This is a genomic window from Pseudomonas sp. LG1E9 (genome assembly GCF_003290225.1).
GTDB lineage: Bacteria > Pseudomonadota > Gammaproteobacteria > Pseudomonadales > Pseudomonadaceae > Aquipseudomonas > Aquipseudomonas cyclaminis.
In genome coordinates this window covers 1,606,404-1,621,213 of the sequence record NZ_CP029983.1, presented here as the reverse complement: position 1 = coordinate 1,621,213, position 14,810 = coordinate 1,606,404, and the positions used below count along the sequence as shown (strand labels likewise).

The window sequence follows — 14,810 nt, the reverse complement described above, 5'->3', positions numbered from 1 at the left end:
AAAGCTAGCACCGCATCGGGCGTCCGGCAACTTACGTCCCTTAGCGGGCAATGACGCCTTGAGCCCAGAAGCGCGGTTGCAGGTGATCGCCCTCGGCGCCCAGGTATTGCTGCTGGGCTTGCGCGATGTGAGGCACGTCACGCAGTGCAATCACGATCAACAGACCAACGGCCAGCACACTCAGGCCTTTCCATATCTCCCAGCCCAGTGGCAGTGCAGGCGTTGCCGGGGCACGCCACACATGCAGGGCCATCAGCCAGCCTATTAGCAACGCCAGCCAGACCTGGGAATTAGGCATCACGGTCACACCGTCGACCATGGACTGCACTAACGCGCCGACCAACGCGGCAAACAGGCACAAGCGCATCAGGTCAGCGCGCTCGGCGGACAGAGCCCTCTCACGCAATACGCCAAACGTGGCCCAGCCAGCGCGCCACGCCAAAGCAGCAACGATCAAGGTCGATGGCCCACCCCACTCGCTGGCCCATTGCAAGACAGACTGATGTGGATGGGCGGCGATCTTGTTGGCAATATCGGCAAAATGCATCGGCCCGAACCCCAGCCACGGACGTTCGACAAGCATATGCCACGCCTGCCACCAGATCGGACCGCGACCCGACAGCGAGGTGGTGAGGCGATCACCAGCACCACTGGAGAGCACAATCCCCAAGTGATCGGCCAGTACTGTAAACGCCAGCCAGTACAGCAACAGCCCGCCGACAACAGCGGCCAACTGCCATCCGAGCCAGCGTCGCCCCCAAGGCCCCAGCAGCGCCAGCAGCAAACCCGCCGCGCCCATCCCCAGCCATGTGCCGCGCGTCCCCCCGCTGATCGCGATCAGCCACCAGACGCACAACAACGCAAACACTGCGCCTCGCACAGCGCGGGAGACTTTGGGTATCAGCAGGGGAAGCGCCAGTAACGGCAGCGTGAATGTCTGGAATTGACCGTAGAAGCGCTTGTTGGAAAAGCCGGACAGCAACAGGTCTGGGTCCAGCGTCAGCGCTCCGCTGGTCAGCACCAGCGCGCCGGCGTACAGATATTGAATGGATTTGATCAGGCAGAGCAGCAGCACAACCAGGATCAGCACACGATCCATCGCGCGCCCACCGTGACGGCGGAGCAAGGCAAACGCTACGGCGATTGCCGCGCAGCTGACCAGCAACGCCACTTCGGTGAATGCCCAGAGCGGCTGATGGGCCTGCGCCGAAGACAGCAGGCCCAGCGCAATAATCAGCGCCAGGCCCCAGGCCGTGTGCCTGTCCACCAAGGGTTCAAGCGGCGAAACCGACAACCCGTACAGCACCGCGCAGAGCCCAATGGCAATCTGCATTACACGCTGCAGATCATGCCCACCGAACGGTGCGCAAACCCCAATCGTCAGCAAGCACACCACTGCTACCAGGAAAGCCCCGCCTCGCTGCCGTACGGATAACGCCATCGGCCACCTCTGGTCCCTGTGGATGGTTCAGCAGTTATGCACCGCCAGCGCTGCAACCCTTGCTGGCATATTTCTCTTCAGCGGTTGTAGTGCACTTCCAACCGGTGGTGGCGCTGCGCGTCAGGTTGATGGTCTTGCCCAGCACCGGCGCGGGCGCGTCGAGTATTTCGCAACTGATGGAGCCCGCGCCCGTAGCAACGTCGCCTGCCACATCGATTTTGCAGTTGGCGGTGGGGCTGGTGCCACCGATCAAGGTCACGGTGGGTACGGTGCCCTGGTTGATAGTGTCCTCATAACCGGCCTTCAACGCGGTAATTTCAGCCAGGCCGGCAGTGAACTTGGCCTTGGCCTGGTGTGTGGTGTACATCGGCAGGCCGATGGTGGCCAAAATGCCGATGATTGCCACGACGATCAACAACTCGATCAAGGTAAAGCCTTTCTGACTCATCACATTCACTCTCCAGAATAAAACTCATGACAAGGCGCGTCCTGCACCCCGTTTTTTTCAGCGGCGCCAGTGTACTCACCCGCAAGCGGTCAATCGCGCACAAGACGCACATTCTGACATTTTATCCGGCGCCATCGGCATGCCCGGATCCGTCACCTGACTACGCTATAAATCTTCGATGACTTGTATGCGGAACCGCGACATGAACAACCCTTCAACGATCTACGCTTGGGAAGGCATCAACCGCAAAGGACGCAGGGTGTCCGGGCAGACCAAAGGGCACAACCCTGCCCTGGTCAAGGCACAACTGCGCCTGCAAGGGATCAGCCCAGGTCGGGTGCGCAAGCAATCCCCGATGCTGCCAGGCCTGGCCCAGTCGGCCAAGGCGGCTGACATCACCCTGCTCACTCGCCAACTGGCCACGCTACTGAACGCCGGAATCCCCCTGCTGCAAGCCTTCGACATCATCAGCGAAGGCTTCGACAACCGCGCCGTGCGTGAGCTGGTGCAGGGGCTCAAACAGCAGGTCGCAGCTGGCGCCAGCCTGGCCGACGCACTGCGCAAACAGCCGCGCTACTTCGATGAGCTGTACTGCAACCTGGTAGCCGCCGGCGAGCAGGCCGGCGCATTGGAGACCCTGCTGGAGCGTGTGGCGATCCACCGGGAAAAGAGTGAGCAACTCAAGGCCAAGGTCAAAAAGGCCATGACATACCCCATTGCGGTGCTGGTGGTTGCCAGCCTGGTCACCGGCGTACTGCTGGTCCACGTCGTGCCGCAGTTCCAGACGCTGTTCGCCGGGGTCGGCGGCAAACTGCCGGCGTTTACCTTGCAGGTGATCGCCCTGTCGGCATTCATGCAGCAAGCCTGGTGGATGCTGGTCTTGGGCATTGCCTTCGCAGCCATGGGGCTGCGTAAGGCCTATCGGTCATCGCCGGGTTTCAGCTATTGGCTGGACACCGGTTTGTTGAAAGCGCCCCTGGCAGGCAAACTGCTGACAAAATCCGCCGTGGCCCGCTACGCCCGCACGCTTTCCACCACCTTTGCCGCCGGTGTTCCACTGGTACAGGCATTGGACTCAGTCGCCGGCGCCGTGGGCAATGCTCCGTTCAAACAGGCAATCGAACATATGCGTCACGATGTATCCACTGGCATGCAGTTGAATCAATCCATGACCAACAGCGGTCTGTTTCCCGGCATGGCGATCCAGATGACGGCAATCGGCGAAGAATCGGGCATGCTGGAACAGATGCTGGAAAGAGTCGCCAACCACTATGAGACCGACGTGGACAACCAGGTCGATAGCCTCACCAGCCTGATGGAGCCGCTGATCATGGTGGTTCTGGGAGGCATCGTCGCAGCACTGGTCATCGCCATGTACCTGCCGGTCTTCCAACTGGGGAGCGCATTTTGAACCTGCTGTTGAGTGAGTCCCCCTGGGCATTTGTGGCGATAGCATCGGTACTGGGGCTGATCGTCGGCAGTTTTCTCAATGTGCTGGTGTGGCGCCTGCCAAAAATGCTCGAACGGGAATGGCGCGCCCAGGCCCATGAAGTGCTCAGTTTGCCTGCCGAGCCTGCAGGGCCGACCTACAACCTGATGCGCCCAAATTCCTGCTGCCCGCACTGTGATCAGCCAATTCGGCCCTGGGAAAATATCCCCGTGCTCAGCTACCTGATACTCCGGGGACGCTGTGCTCATTGCCAAGGCGCCATCAGCGCCCGCTACCCGTTAACCGAACTTGCGTGCGCGCTGATCTCGGCCTGGGTCGCCTGGCATTTCGGCTTTGGCTGGCAAGCGGCAGCGGTACTGCTGTTGAGCTGGGGGCTACTGGCGATGAGTTTGATCGACGCAGACCACCAGTTGCTCCCGGATGTGCTGGTGCTGCCGTTGCTGTGGCTGGGGTTGATCGTCAACAGTTTTGAATTATTGACCACATTGCCCGATGCCCTTTGGGGCGCGGTGATCGGCTATCTGAGCCTGTGGAGCGTGTTCTGGCTGTTCAAGCTGGTCACCGGAAAGGACGGCATGGGCCACGGTGACTTCAAGTTACTGGCCTTGCTAGGCGCCTGGGGTGGCTGGCAGATTTTGCCGATGACGCTGTTTATGTCGTCGCTGGTAGGCGTGTTTAGCGGGCTGATCCTGATGCGCGTGCGCAAGACCCAGGCGTCGGCACCGATGCCATTTGGTCCGTATCTGGCAATTGCCGGCTGGATTGCATTGCTCTGGGGTGGTCAAATAACCGACTTCTATTTGCAGTCTGTCGGTTTCAGATGACCACTTCTGTTGCAACACCCTGGATTCTCGGCCTCACCGGCGGCATCGGCAGCGGTAAAAGCGCGGCGGCCCAGCACTTTATCGACCTGGGCATCGACCTGGTCGACGCCGACCACGCCGCCCGCTGGGTAGTCGAGCCTGGCCGGCCGGCGCTGGCCCGCATCGTCGAACACTTTGGCGGCGGCGTGCTGCAGCACGACGGCCAGTTGGACCGCGCCGCGTTGCGCAAGCTGATCTTTGAAGTACCCGAAGAGCGCCTATGGCTGGAAGGCTTGCTGCACCCGCTGATCGGCGAGGAGATTCGCAGCCACCTGGCGCGCGCGCGCTCGCCATACGCGATCCTGGTGTCGCCGCTGCTGATCGAATCCGGCCAATACAGCATGACCCAGCGCATCCTGGTGATCGACGTGCCGCAATCGCTGCAGATTCAGCGTACCCTGCAGCGCGACGGCATCAGCGAGCAACAGGTGCAGGCGATCCTCAAGGCTCAGTCCAGCCGTGAAGACCGCCTGAACCATGCCGATGACGTGCTGGTCAATGACCGGGACCTCGCCTGGCTGCACAGCGAGGTCGAGCGACTGCACCACTTTTACCTTACTTTGCGTGGAGGCCGATCATGAGCCAACCCTTGACCGTCGACTGCCCAACCTGCGGCGCACCCGTGGAATGGAAAACCGACAACCTCAACCGGCCGTTCTGCTCGGACCGCTGCAAACTCATCGACCTGGGCGCCTGGGCCGCTGAAGAGCACAAGATTCCCGTGGCCCCGGATGCCGAAGACGAGCTGTTTTCCGAAGACCTGTCGCCGCGCCATTAAGGCCGCATAAAGGCGTATTCCTGCTGGTCGTCGAGGTTCTCTGCAAGGTATTGCAGCTCGTCGGCCAAGTCTTCAAAACTGCGCACGCCCTTGCTCTGCTGCACCACCGCACTGAGCATGGCGCGCAGGGTCAAGCCTGGGTCAAAACCGATTTCCTGCGCCGAATCCTGGCTTTTGCGCAACTCCTGCCGTGCCCACTCATACACACCCATGATCCGTGCTCCCGCCTTACTCATCTAAAATTTGGCTGAGCATGGGCCTGCTTGCTTGTACTGGATTTGATCTGGATCAACGCTGCGATTCGTCATCCTTCCAGGGCGCAGAGAGGTAGCGGGTGCGGTTGAAAGTCTCCAGCCATTCCGGACAGAACACCACCAGAGCGCTGACGACCACGCCGTTGATAAATGCCTCGGGGAAGATGATGAGCCACAGGTAGCCGACAAAATCTTCCAGCCATTCGGGCATTGCAAACCGTCCGTCAAACCACAGTAGACCCAGCCCCAGCAGAAGACAGAGCAAGGCCGACAGCGCGGCGGCAAAAAAACCCGAACAGAAGATATACACAAAAGGATTACGCGGTTGCGCACGCTCGACCAGCACCGCGCAACCTTCGGTGACCAGCACCGGCAGCACGATCAGCAGCAGGCCGTTGATACCAAGGGCTGCCAGATCCTGACGCCCCAGCAGCATCAAACCGAACTGGGCGGCAAAGCCCCCTACGATTGCCAAGGGCCAATCCAGCAGCAGGGTCACGGCGGTCATGCCGATAAAGTGGTAAGACACACCGGTATCGAAATCGCGCCGCACCAGCCACAACATGAACAACGCGAACACCGTACCGAACAGCAGATGCTGGCGCCGCCGGTCGGCGAACAATTCAACCCATGGCGAACGCACAGCGGCCCACAGCAGTACCGGCGCGTACAGCAGCCAACCGATGCCGAGGGTTGCAGGCGCCAACACTGCGGCACTGATCATGGGTGAACTACCAGGGCAAAAAAGCTCACCGCACACCTCTTTGCAGGAGTTGAAGTCGAGTCGTCAGTCTACACCGCCCTTTTGCAGCGAGACTTCCTGCAGTCATCATTTGGACGCTAAGCTGCAAGCATGGATGACTCAGATTATTTGCGCCTGCTCACCGTAGCAGCCGAACAAGCCAACGCATTCCTGTCCAATGCCCGCAAATGGGAGCGTGAGCGTTGGGTCTGCCAGCGCCTGCTACAAGGCTTGAACGTGCCCTACCGCGCCGAAGAGTTTCACGCTGCGGGGCAAGAGCCGCCGGATGTATTGTTTCGTGATGCCAGTTTCGAGGTGTTTTTTGTGCTGGATGAAGGGCGGCGACTCAACGACGAATGGCGCGATGAATTGCTACGCCGACGTAGTGCCTTTTCCCTCAGCCAACTGGTTCGGCGCGAAGCCAAGCCGCGACGCATTCCCGCCCATGAATTCCTGCTGCGCCTGGGGCCCACACTGCGCAAAAAAGCGCACAACTATAAAGAGCGCGGGATGGATCTGGGCGAGCTGGATATCGTCGCCTTCACCAGCCTCAAGCGCGAAGTGCTGGACCTCAACAGCCACTTTCCACCGCCCACCGAGTATCTGCGCCAGGGGTGGCGCTCGCTGTCGCTGGTCGGGCCGACGTTTGCACGGGTGCTGTTCGCTCACCCGGACGCGCCGGATTTCTTGCGCAACAACCTGGGGCGCAGCATAGTGTTCGACGTGGGCATCAGCCTCTGATCCCACCCCGACTGTAACGTGGCGCCCTTTTGCAACGTCTACCTGACGAGGCCTTCTATGACCAGCCGCCTGAACCCCGACGACCAACAGCATGTCGAAGAGTACCTGCAACTCTCCCAGAACCGAGTCGAGCGCAAGCCTTTCCGGCCGTGGCTGCTCCTTGGTGTGGTGCTGGTAGTGGTGATCGGGCTCGGTCTGCTGAGCCGCCTTTTGAGTTACCTGACGCTATGAGCTGCCTGGCGCTCGCGGGGGTAACTGCTCCGATTTCTTTTAGCCTTGCGAGATATCCCCATGACCCATCGTATTATTATCGTCGGCGGCGGCGCCGGCGGCCTGGAGTTGGCTACCCGCCTGGGTAAGACTCTGGGCAAGCGCGGCACCGCCAGCGTCACGCTGGTGGACACCAACCTGACCCATATCTGGAAGCCGCTGCTGCATGAAGTGGCTGCCGGCTCGCTTAACTCTTCGGAAGACGAACTCAATTACGTCGCCCAGGCCAAATGGAACCACTTCGAGTTCCAACTGGGGCGTATGAGCGGGCTCGACCGTGAGCAGAAGAAAATCCAACTGGCCGCCACCCTCGACGAAGAGGGCCGCGAACTGGTGCCTGCGCGCGTGCTGGGCTATGACAGCCTGGTGATTGCGGTCGGCAGTACCACCAACGATTTCGGCACCGAAGGCGCGGCGCAGCACTGCCTGTTCCTCGATACCCGCAAACAGGCCGAGCGCTTTCACCAGCAACTGCTCAACCACTACCTGCGTGCCCATGCCGGGCAGACCGATGCCGTTGAACAGATCAGCGTCGCCATCGTCGGCGCTGGCGCCACCGGCGTCGAGCTGGCCGCCGAGCTGCATAACGCCGCCCATGAACTGGCAGCCTATGGGCTGGACCGGATCAAGCCGGAAAACATGCACATCACTTTGATCGAAGCCGGTCCACGGGTGCTGCCTGCCCTGCCGGAGCGTATCGGCGGGCCCGTGCATAAAACCCTGGAGAAGCTCGGCGTGACCGTGCTGACCAACTCGGCTGTCAGCGAAGTCACCGCCGATGCACTGATTACCAGCAGCGGCCAGGTGATTCCGGCCAGCCTTAAGGTGTGGGCTGCCGGGATTCGCGCACCAGGCTTCCTCAAGGACATTGATGGCCTGGAAACCAACCGTATCAATCAGCTGCAAGTACTGCCGACGCTGCAAACCACCCGCGACGAAAATATCTTTGCCTTCGGCGACTGCGCCGCCTGCCCGCAACCGGGCACCGACCGTAACGTGCCGCCACGGGCCCAGGCGGCTCACCAGCAGGCCTCGTTGCTGGCCAAGTCGTTGAAGCTGCGCATCGAGGGCAAGGAGTTGCCGTCGTACAAGTACACCGACTATGGCTCGCTGATCTCGCTGTCGCGCTTTTCGGCGGTGGGTAACCTGATGGGGAACCTGACGGGCAGTGTGATGCTGGAAGGCTGGTTGGCGCGGATGTTCTATGTGTCGCTGTATCGCATGCACCAGATGGCGCTGTATGGCTTCTTCCGCACCGCGATGTTGATGCTGGGCAGCAAGATTGGACGCGGGACTGAGCCGCGCCTGAAGCTTCACTAACACCATAAAACCATGTGGGAGGGACTTGCTCCCGATAGCGGTGGGTCAGCCAAGTATTTGGTAACTGAACCACTGCATCGGGAGCAAGCTCCCTCCCACATCAGCTTTTCAGGGCACTTGAGTTTTGCGCACGCAAAAAAAATCCCCGTATCTTTCGATACGAGGATTTTTAATATGGTCGGGGTAGGGGGATTCGAACTCCCGACATCCTGCTCCCAAAGCAGGCGCGCTACCGGACTGCGCTATACCCCGGTAAAAAAAAGGCGACCTTTCAGTCGCCTTCTTCGATCAGCGCTTTTGGCCTCTGATCTTAAGATTCGATTCCAGCGTTAACTGGTCTCAAAAATGGTGGGTCGTGTGGGATTCGAACCTACGACCAATTGGTTAAAAGCCAACTGCTCTACCAACTGAGCTAACGACCCAAATATGGTCGGGGTAGGGGGATTCGAACTCCCGACATCCTGCTCCCAAAGCAGGCGCGCTACCGGACTGCGCTATACCCCGGTTTGAAATTGGCTCCGTGACCAGGACTCGAACCTGGGACCCAATGATTAACAGTCATTTGCTCTACCGACTGAGCTATCACGGAACTACATATTTCAAAGTACAACTTTTACTGCTCTGTAACCTTCCTCTTCGACCCTGTCCGTATCGCTACGTTAGCGTCTCTGAGGCGCGCTATTCTACAATCTTAAAAACCCCTGTCAACCCTTTAAATTGCTTTTAAGACAATGATTTGCGCTTCTTTCTGATTTCTTCTTGGGGAGAAGAAACCCGTGGGCTGACGTTGCTGCGGGGCGCACTTTACAAGCCTTTTCCTTACAGTTCAACGTCCTAACGAAAAAAAAGGCCCCGCGATGCGGGGCCTTCTCTTATTTGCCTGCTGTTCAGGCTCAGTGGAAGACGATTTCGTCGTTTTCCACAGTGGCTTCGACGCTGGTACCCGGCATAAAACTGCCCGAGAGGATCAACTGCGCCAGCGGGTTCTCGATCCAGCGCTGAATCGCACGCTTCAAAGGCCGTGCGCCATACACCGGGTCGTAACCAACCGCGATGAGCTTATCCAACGCCTCGCGGCTCAGCTGCAGCGACAGTTCGCGCTCAGCCAGACGACTGCGCAGGCGCCCCAACTGGATCTCGGTAATGCCCGCAATCTGATCCCGCGCCAAGGGCTCGAAGATCACCACTTCGTCGACCCGGTTGATGAATTCCGGGCGGAAGTGCGAGGTCAACGCGTCCATGACAGCAGCGCGCTGAGCCTCACGGTCCCCTACCAGCTCCTGGATCTGCGACGAGCCCAGGTTGGAGGTCATCACGATTACCGTGTTGCGAAAGTCCACAGTACGCCCGTGGCTGTCCGTCAACCGACCATCTTCCAGCACTTGCAGCAGGATGTTGAACACATCCGGATGCGCCTTCTCGACCTCATCCAGCAGGATCACCGAGTAAGGCTTGCGTCGCACGGCTTCGGTCAGGTAACCGCCCTCCTCGTAGCCCACATAGCCTGGTGGTGCGCCGATCAGACGGGCCACCGAGTGTTTCTCCATGAACTCGGACATATCGATCCGCACCATGGCCTCTTCAGTATCAAAGAGGAATTCGGCCAGCGCCTTGCACAGCTCGGTTTTACCCACGCCGGTCGGGCCGAGGAACATGAACGAGCCGCTCGGACGATTCGGGTCGGACAACCCGGCGCGCGAACGTCGTACCGCGTTGGACACTGCCACAACCGCCTCTTCCTGGCCGATCACGCGCTGGTGCAACAGATGCTCCATCTTCAACAGCTTGTCGCGCTCGCCTTCGAGCATTTTCGACACCGGAATGCCGGTCCACTTGGAGACGACTTCGGCGATTTCTTCCTCGGTCACCTTGCTGCGCAGCAGCTGGTTTTCAGACTTGCCGTGCTGGTCGACCATTTGCAGGCTGCGCTCCAGGTCCGGGATGACCCCGTACTGCAACTCGGCCATGCGGTTCAGGTCGCCCTTACGGCGAGCGGCTTCCAGTTCCTGGCGGGACTGCTCGATCTTTTGCTGGATCTGCGCAGAGCCCTGCACTTCGGCTTTTTCCGAGGTCCAGATTTCTTCAAGGTCCGAGTACTCGCGTTCCAGGCGCACGATTTCTTCCTGGAGTTTTTCCAGACGTTTCTTCGCCGCGTCGTCCTCTTCTTTCTTCAGGGCCTGGGATTCGACTTTCAGTTGAATCAGGCGCCGATCAAGGCGGTCGAGCACTTCCGGCTTGGAATCGATCTCCATACGAATGCGGCTGGCCGCTTCGTCGATCAAATCAATGGCCTTGTCCGGTAACTGACGGTCGGTGATATAGCGATGACTCAATTTGGCCGCCGCAATGATCGCACCATCAGTAATCGCCACCTTATGGTGGACCTCATAGCGCTCTTTCAGGCCGCGCAGGATCGCGATGGTGTCTTCTTCACTAGGCTCTTCTACCAGCACTTTCTGGAAGCGCCGCTCAAGAGCTGCGTCCTTCTCTATATACTGGCGGTACTCGTTGAGCGTCGTTGCACCGACGCAATGCAACTCGCCCCGCGCCAAGGCGGGCTTGAGCATGTTGCCAGCATCCATGGAGCCCTCGCCTTTACCGGCGCCGACCATGGTATGCAGTTCGTCGATGAACAGAATGATCTGCCCGTCCTGCTTCGACAGTTCATTGAGCAGGGATTTGAGGCGTTCTTCGAACTCGCCACGGAACTTGGCACCGGCGATCAACGCGCCCATATCCAGGGACAACAGGCGCTTGCCTTTAAGGCCGTCCGGCACTTCACCATTGATGATGCGTTGGGCCAGGCCTTCAGCAATCGCGGTTTTACCCACGCCAGGCTCACCGATCAACACCGGGTTGTTCTTGGTGCGACGCTGCAGGACCTGGATAGTGCGACGAATCTCATCGTCACGGCCGATCACCGGGTCAAGCTTGCCTTCTTCGGCGCGTTTGGTCAGGTCGACGGTGTACTTGTCCAGGGCCTGGCGCGACTCCTCGTGGTTAGGGTCGTTTACTGCGTCGCCGCCACGCAGGTTGTTGATGGCGTTCTCCAGGGCTTTCTTGCTCACGCCCTGGCCCAACAACAATTTGCCGAGCTTGCTGTTCTCGTCCATGGCGGCGAGCAGTACCAGTTCGCTGGAGATGAACTGGTCACCCTTCTGCTGGGCCAGGCGGTCGGCCTGGTTGAGCAGGCGCGCCAAGTCCTGCGACATGTTCACGTCGCCGGTTGGGTTTTGGATTTTTGGCAGTTGGTCGAGCTCCTTGCTCAATTCCTTGCGCAGGCTGCTGACATCAAAGCCCACCTGCATCAGCAAGGGCTTGATAGAACCACCTTGCTGCTCCAGGAGTGCCTGCATCAAGTGCGCAGGCTCGATGGCCGGGTGGTCGAGACCTACCGCCAACGATTGGGAGTCCGATAAGGCCAACTGTAATTTGCTGGTTAAACGATCAATACGCATTAGTCACCTTCCTTTTGAGCAGGCCGGAGCTATAAAACATTCCTGAATGAAGAAACCTGCCAGATACCCTTATAGATGGGGTGGATTCTGGAAGATTCAAGCCACGGACAGTTGACGTAAGTCAGGAGAGTCTAGCGTTCGAGCCAGATAAGGGAGGCAAATCGACCGGTGCGCGGGCTGCGCCGGTAAGAAAAGAATTGCGGGTCGGTCACCGTGCACAAACCGCCACCGTAGACAGCCGTGACACCCCGTGCGGCGAGGCGCAGGCGGGCCAGTTGGTAGATGTCGGCCATGAACTTGCCAGGGTTATGGCTCGGCACAAAAGCTTCGGCCGTGATCGGCAGTTGCTGCATGAACGCTTCACGCACTTCCGGGCCGACTTCAAAGGCTTTCGGACCGATTGCAGGACCCAGCCAGACCAATACGTCGGCAGGTTCAGTCTCCAGGCTTTCGAAAGCAGCCTCCAACACACCGGCCGCCAACCCACGCCAACCGGCATGGGCCGCAGCGACGCGAGTCCCGGCACGGTTGCAGAACAACGCGGGCAGGCAATCGGCAGTCATAGCGGTACAGGCGATGCCAGGGGTGCTGGTCCAACTGCCATCAGCTTCAGCCGTGTGACCAGGATCGGCCTCGACCACGCTCACCCCATGGACTTGGCGCAGCCAGGCCGGCTGAATAGCAAAGGCTTCGCTAAGACGACGGCGGTTTTCAAGGACAGCCTCCAGGCTGTCCTCGACATGATCGCCCAGGTTGAGGCTGTCGAATGGCGCCAGGCTGACGCCACCCGCACGGGTGGTGACACAAGCCTTTACCCGAGCCGGCGCGGGCCAGTCAGGTATCAGCCAGTCACTCATCCGACAAACGCCTCGCGGTCCTGTTTGAGCAGCGACAGCAACCAGACAAAATCGTCCGGCAGTGGCGATTCCCAACTCATGCGCTTACCGCTCGTCGGATGATCCAGTTCCAGGAAACGTGCATGCAGTGCCTGGCGCGGGAACGTCTTGAGCGATTCGACCATGGTCTGGCTGGCCGCAGGCGGAATGCGGAAGCGGCCACCGTAGGCAGGATCGCCGACCAACGGGAAGTTGATGTGGGCCATGTGCACGCGAATCTGGTGAGTACGACCGGTTTCCAGCTTGACCCGCACGTGAGTGTGGGAACGGAAACGCTCCAGCACACGGTAGTGGCTCACGGCTTGCTTGCCGCCTTCCATTACCGCCATGCGCTGGCGCTGCTGGCCGTGGCGACCGATGGGGGCGTTGATCTTGCCACCCGCGACGACCACGCCGATCACGATGCACTCATAGATCCGGCTGACGCTACGGCTCTGCAACTGCGTAACCAGCTGCGTCTGCGCCTGAATGGTCTTGGCGACTACCATCAGGCCGGTGGTGTCCTTGTCCAGACGGTGCACGATCCCGCAGCGCGGCACGTTGATGATGTCGGGGATATGGTGCAACAGGGCATTGAGCAAGGTGCCATCAGCGTGCCCGGCCGCCGGGTGAACCACCAGGCCTGCGGGTTTGTTGATGACCAGGATGTCGTCGTCTTCATAGACGATATCCAGCTCGATGTCCTGGGCGACCCATTCTCCCTGGGCTTCCTGCTCGGCAGTCAGCTCAAGAATCGCACCGCCATGAACTATGTCTCGCGGGCGGATAACCGCTCCATCCACAGTCAGGCGGCCGTCTTTGATCCAGGCGGAAAGGCGCGAGCGCGAGTGCTCAGCGAATAATTGTGCGGCGACTTGATCGAGGCGTTGGCCGCCCAATTCGGACGGCACCTCTGCGCGAAGTTCAATTTTATCGGACATGCTCAGACTAGGCGTGGCACAGCCTTTGGTTTCGGCTGCGCGCTTGTGGTTAAATACGGCGTCTTTTGCCCCGAGGCTTTCAACGGGGCGCTCATCATAACAGGACGGCCCCGCCCAAGACAGCGGCCGTCATAGGGACGCAAGCCGCCATGCAAGTGAAACACCTGCTGCTGATCGCCATCCTCGCCATGACTGCTGCTTGCTCGTCAACAAAGGACGTCGTCGACGAAAACCTGAGCGAAGTCGAGCTGTACCAACTGGCACAGAAAGACTTGGACAATAATAGCTACACCAGCGCCACAGCGAAGCTGAAGGCACTGGAGTCGCGTTATCCGTTCGGGCGCTACGCCGACCAGGCTCAGCTTGAGCTGATCTACGCCAACTACAAGAACGCCGAGCCGGAAGCTGCCAAGTCCGCCGCCGAGCGCTTCATCCGCTTGCACCCGCAACACCCGAACGTGGACTACGCCTACTACCTCAAGGGCCTGACCTCGTTCGACCAGGACGTTGGCCTGCTGGCGCGCTTCCTGCCGCTGGACATGACCAAGCGTGACCCAGGTGCTGCCCGCGACTCCTACAACGAGTTCGCCCAGTTGACCAGCCGCTATCCGAACAGCCGCTACGCGCCGGACGCCAAGCAGCGCATGATCTACCTGCGCAACCTGCTGGCGTCCTACGAAATCCACGTAGCTCACTACTACCTGACCCGTCAGGCGTACGTGGCTGCCGCCAACCGTGGCCGCTATGTCGTAGAGAACTTCCAGGAAACCCCTTCCGTGGGTGACGGCCTGGCAGTGATGACCGAGGCTTACCAGCGGCTGCACCTGGACGATCTGGCCAACACCAGCCTGGAGACCCTCAAGCTCAACTACCCGGATCACCCTAGCCTGAAAGACGGCCAGTTCGTGCCTCAGGTTGCCGAAGCCGACAACCGTTCGTGGCTGAGCAAGTACACCCTGGGCCTGATCGAGTCGCGCCCTCCGTTGCCGCCGGGCGAAACCCGCGCCAATCAGGACGTGATTAAACAATACCAGGACGCCAAGGAAGCCATTCCGTCGGAGCTCAAGCCGCACGACGAGAACGGCGACGTGATCGAAGAAGAAGAGCCAGAGGCTCTGGGCAACAACCAGGACCGCTCGTGGTTCAGCTACATGACCTTCGGTGTGTTCGACTGATCTGTCGATGCAACGCAAAAAAGGAGCCCCTCGGGGCTCCTTTTTTATGGGCAG

Annotated in this window: 15 protein-coding genes and 4 tRNA genes; 8 read left to right on the top strand and 11 right to left on the bottom strand. The window is 59.8% G+C overall.

What is annotated here, in order from left to right; translation table 11 throughout:
• Positions 1–40: 40 nt before the first annotated feature.
• Positions 41–1,441: an O-antigen ligase gene (locus DNK50_RS07630; protein WP_112193411.1), complete on the bottom strand. Its 1,401-nt coding sequence runs from the start codon at positions 1,439–1,441 to the stop codon at positions 41–43.
• Between the two features lie 34 nt (positions 1,442–1,475).
• On the bottom strand, positions 1,476–1,889 hold the full coding sequence (locus tag DNK50_RS07625; RefSeq protein WP_112193410.1) for a pilin: 414 nt from the start codon (positions 1,887–1,889) through the stop codon (positions 1,476–1,478).
• 202 nt (positions 1,890–2,091) lie between these two features.
• Between DNK50_RS07625 and DNK50_RS07620 the strand changes: the two genes are divergently transcribed.
• The 4 genes from DNK50_RS07620 to yacG are packed head-to-tail and all read left to right on the top strand — an operon-like array spanning position 2,092 to position 4,980.
• Positions 2,092–3,300 (top strand): type II secretion system F family protein, encoded by a 1,209-nt coding sequence (locus tag DNK50_RS07620; protein WP_112193408.1) that lies wholly within the window; start codon positions 2,092–2,094, stop codon positions 3,298–3,300.
• Positions 3,297–4,163: an A24 family peptidase gene (locus DNK50_RS07615; RefSeq protein WP_112193406.1), complete on the top strand. Its 867-nt coding sequence runs from the start codon at positions 3,297–3,299 to the stop codon at positions 4,161–4,163. Before DNK50_RS07620 ends, DNK50_RS07615 begins: the two co-directional genes overlap by 4 nt.
• The gene (gene coaE / locus DNK50_RS07610; RefSeq protein ID WP_099587047.1) at positions 4,160–4,783 is read left to right on the top strand and encodes a dephospho-CoA kinase; all 624 of its coding nucleotides are present in this window, start codon (positions 4,160–4,162) and stop codon (positions 4,781–4,783) included. Before DNK50_RS07615 ends, coaE begins: the two co-directional genes overlap by 4 nt.
• On the top strand, positions 4,780–4,980 hold the full coding sequence (gene yacG, locus DNK50_RS07605; RefSeq protein WP_099587046.1) for a DNA gyrase inhibitor YacG: 201 nt from the start codon (positions 4,780–4,782) through the stop codon (positions 4,978–4,980). Before coaE ends, yacG begins: the two co-directional genes overlap by 4 nt.
• Here the strand turns inward: yacG and DNK50_RS07600 are convergent.
• Together DNK50_RS07600 and DNK50_RS07595 are read right to left on the bottom strand one after the other, a co-directional pair.
• Positions 4,977–5,192, bottom strand: coding sequence for a hypothetical protein (locus DNK50_RS07600; RefSeq protein WP_099587045.1), 216 nt, complete (start codon positions 5,190–5,192; stop codon positions 4,977–4,979). The genes yacG and DNK50_RS07600 overlap by 4 nt on opposite strands.
• A gap of 76 nt (positions 5,193–5,268) precedes the next feature.
• Positions 5,269–5,958: an energy-coupling factor ABC transporter permease gene (locus DNK50_RS07595; protein ID WP_112193403.1), complete on the bottom strand. Its 690-nt coding sequence runs from the start codon at positions 5,956–5,958 to the stop codon at positions 5,269–5,271.
• Positions 5,959–6,087: 129 nt separating this feature from the next.
• Between DNK50_RS07595 and DNK50_RS07590 the strand changes: the two genes are divergently transcribed.
• From DNK50_RS07590 to DNK50_RS07580, 3 genes are read left to right on the top strand one after another with little or no spacing between them, the layout of a single operon-like run.
• On the top strand, positions 6,088–6,717 hold the full coding sequence (locus DNK50_RS07590; protein WP_099587043.1) for a DUF1780 domain-containing protein: 630 nt from the start codon (positions 6,088–6,090) through the stop codon (positions 6,715–6,717).
• 57 nt (positions 6,718–6,774) lie between these two features.
• Positions 6,775–6,948, top strand: a complete 174-nt coding sequence (locus DNK50_RS07585; RefSeq protein WP_016976295.1) for a DUF3094 family protein — start codon at positions 6,775–6,777, stop codon at positions 6,946–6,948.
• Between the two features lie 60 nt (positions 6,949–7,008).
• Positions 7,009–8,307: an NAD(P)/FAD-dependent oxidoreductase gene (locus DNK50_RS07580; RefSeq protein ID WP_112193401.1), complete on the top strand. Its 1,299-nt coding sequence runs from the start codon at positions 7,009–7,011 to the stop codon at positions 8,305–8,307.
• A gap of 175 nt (positions 8,308–8,482) precedes the next feature.
• Here DNK50_RS07580 and DNK50_RS07575 read toward each other — a convergent pair.
• From DNK50_RS07575 to rluD, 7 genes are all read right to left on the bottom strand, one after another.
• Positions 8,483–8,559, bottom strand: a tRNA-Pro gene (locus DNK50_RS07575).
• 94 nt (positions 8,560–8,653) lie between these two features.
• A tRNA-Lys gene (locus tag DNK50_RS07570) sits at positions 8,654–8,729 on the bottom strand.
• A 5-nt stretch (positions 8,730–8,734) separates the two neighbouring features.
• Positions 8,735–8,811 (bottom strand) — tRNA-Pro (locus DNK50_RS07565).
• A gap of 9 nt (positions 8,812–8,820) precedes the next feature.
• Positions 8,821–8,896: transfer RNA gene (locus DNK50_RS07560), tRNA-Asn, on the bottom strand.
• A 304-nt stretch (positions 8,897–9,200) separates the two neighbouring features.
• Positions 9,201–11,765, bottom strand: coding sequence for an ATP-dependent chaperone ClpB (clpB, locus tag DNK50_RS07555; RefSeq protein ID WP_099583991.1), 2,565 nt, complete (start codon positions 11,763–11,765; stop codon positions 9,201–9,203).
• A 131-nt stretch (positions 11,766–11,896) separates the two neighbouring features.
• Complete coding sequence (pgeF, locus tag DNK50_RS07550) at positions 11,897–12,622, bottom strand: peptidoglycan editing factor PgeF (RefSeq protein ID WP_112193399.1); 726 nt, start codon at positions 12,620–12,622, stop codon at positions 11,897–11,899.
• Positions 12,619–13,581, bottom strand: a complete 963-nt coding sequence (gene rluD / locus DNK50_RS07545) for a 23S rRNA pseudouridine(1911/1915/1917) synthase RluD (RefSeq protein ID WP_032886184.1) — start codon at positions 13,579–13,581, stop codon at positions 12,619–12,621. The genes pgeF and rluD overlap by 4 nt, the downstream gene beginning before the upstream one ends.
• Before the next feature lie 149 nt (positions 13,582–13,730).
• Between rluD and DNK50_RS07540 the strand changes: the two genes are divergently transcribed.
• Positions 13,731–14,756, top strand: coding sequence for an outer membrane protein assembly factor BamD (locus tag DNK50_RS07540; protein ID WP_099583989.1), 1,026 nt, complete (start codon positions 13,731–13,733; stop codon positions 14,754–14,756).
• Positions 14,757–14,810 lie beyond the last annotated feature (54 nt).

Excerpts from the sequence above, each read along its gene's own strand:
- DNK50_RS07630 (WP_112193411.1), bottom strand. The coding sequence starts at position 1,441 with ATGGCGTTATCCGTACGGCAGCGAGGCGGGGCTTTCCTGGTAGCAGTG.
- DNK50_RS07580 (WP_112193401.1), top strand. The coding sequence starts at position 7,009 with ATGACCCATCGTATTATTATCGTCGGCGGCGGCGCCGGCGGCCTGGAG.
- DNK50_RS07625 (WP_112193410.1), bottom strand. The coding sequence starts at position 1,889 with ATGAGTCAGAAAGGCTTTACCTTGATCGAGTTGTTGATCGTCGTGGCA.
- pgeF (WP_112193399.1), bottom strand. The coding sequence starts at position 12,622 with ATGAGTGACTGGCTGATACCTGACTGGCCCGCGCCGGCTCGGGTAAAG.
- coaE (WP_099587047.1), top strand. The coding sequence starts at position 4,160 with ATGACCACTTCTGTTGCAACACCCTGGATTCTCGGCCTCACCGGCGGC.
- yacG (WP_099587046.1), top strand. The coding sequence starts at position 4,780 with ATGAGCCAACCCTTGACCGTCGACTGCCCAACCTGCGGCGCACCCGTG.
- DNK50_RS07590 (WP_099587043.1), top strand. The coding sequence starts at position 6,088 with ATGGATGACTCAGATTATTTGCGCCTGCTCACCGTAGCAGCCGAACAA.
- DNK50_RS07585 (WP_016976295.1), top strand. The coding sequence starts at position 6,775 with ATGACCAGCCGCCTGAACCCCGACGACCAACAGCATGTCGAAGAGTAC.
- DNK50_RS07595 (WP_112193403.1), bottom strand. The coding sequence starts at position 5,958 with ATGATCAGTGCCGCAGTGTTGGCGCCTGCAACCCTCGGCATCGGTTGG.
- DNK50_RS07600 (WP_099587045.1), bottom strand. The coding sequence starts at position 5,192 with ATGGGTGTGTATGAGTGGGCACGGCAGGAGTTGCGCAAAAGCCAGGAT.
- DNK50_RS07620 (WP_112193408.1), top strand. The coding sequence starts at position 2,092 with ATGAACAACCCTTCAACGATCTACGCTTGGGAAGGCATCAACCGCAAA.
- rluD (WP_032886184.1), bottom strand. The coding sequence starts at position 13,581 with ATGTCCGATAAAATTGAACTTCGCGCAGAGGTGCCGTCCGAATTGGGC.
- clpB (WP_099583991.1), bottom strand. The coding sequence starts at position 11,765 with ATGCGTATTGATCGTTTAACCAGCAAATTACAGTTGGCCTTATCGGAC.
- DNK50_RS07540 (WP_099583989.1), top strand. The coding sequence starts at position 13,731 with ATGCAAGTGAAACACCTGCTGCTGATCGCCATCCTCGCCATGACTGCT.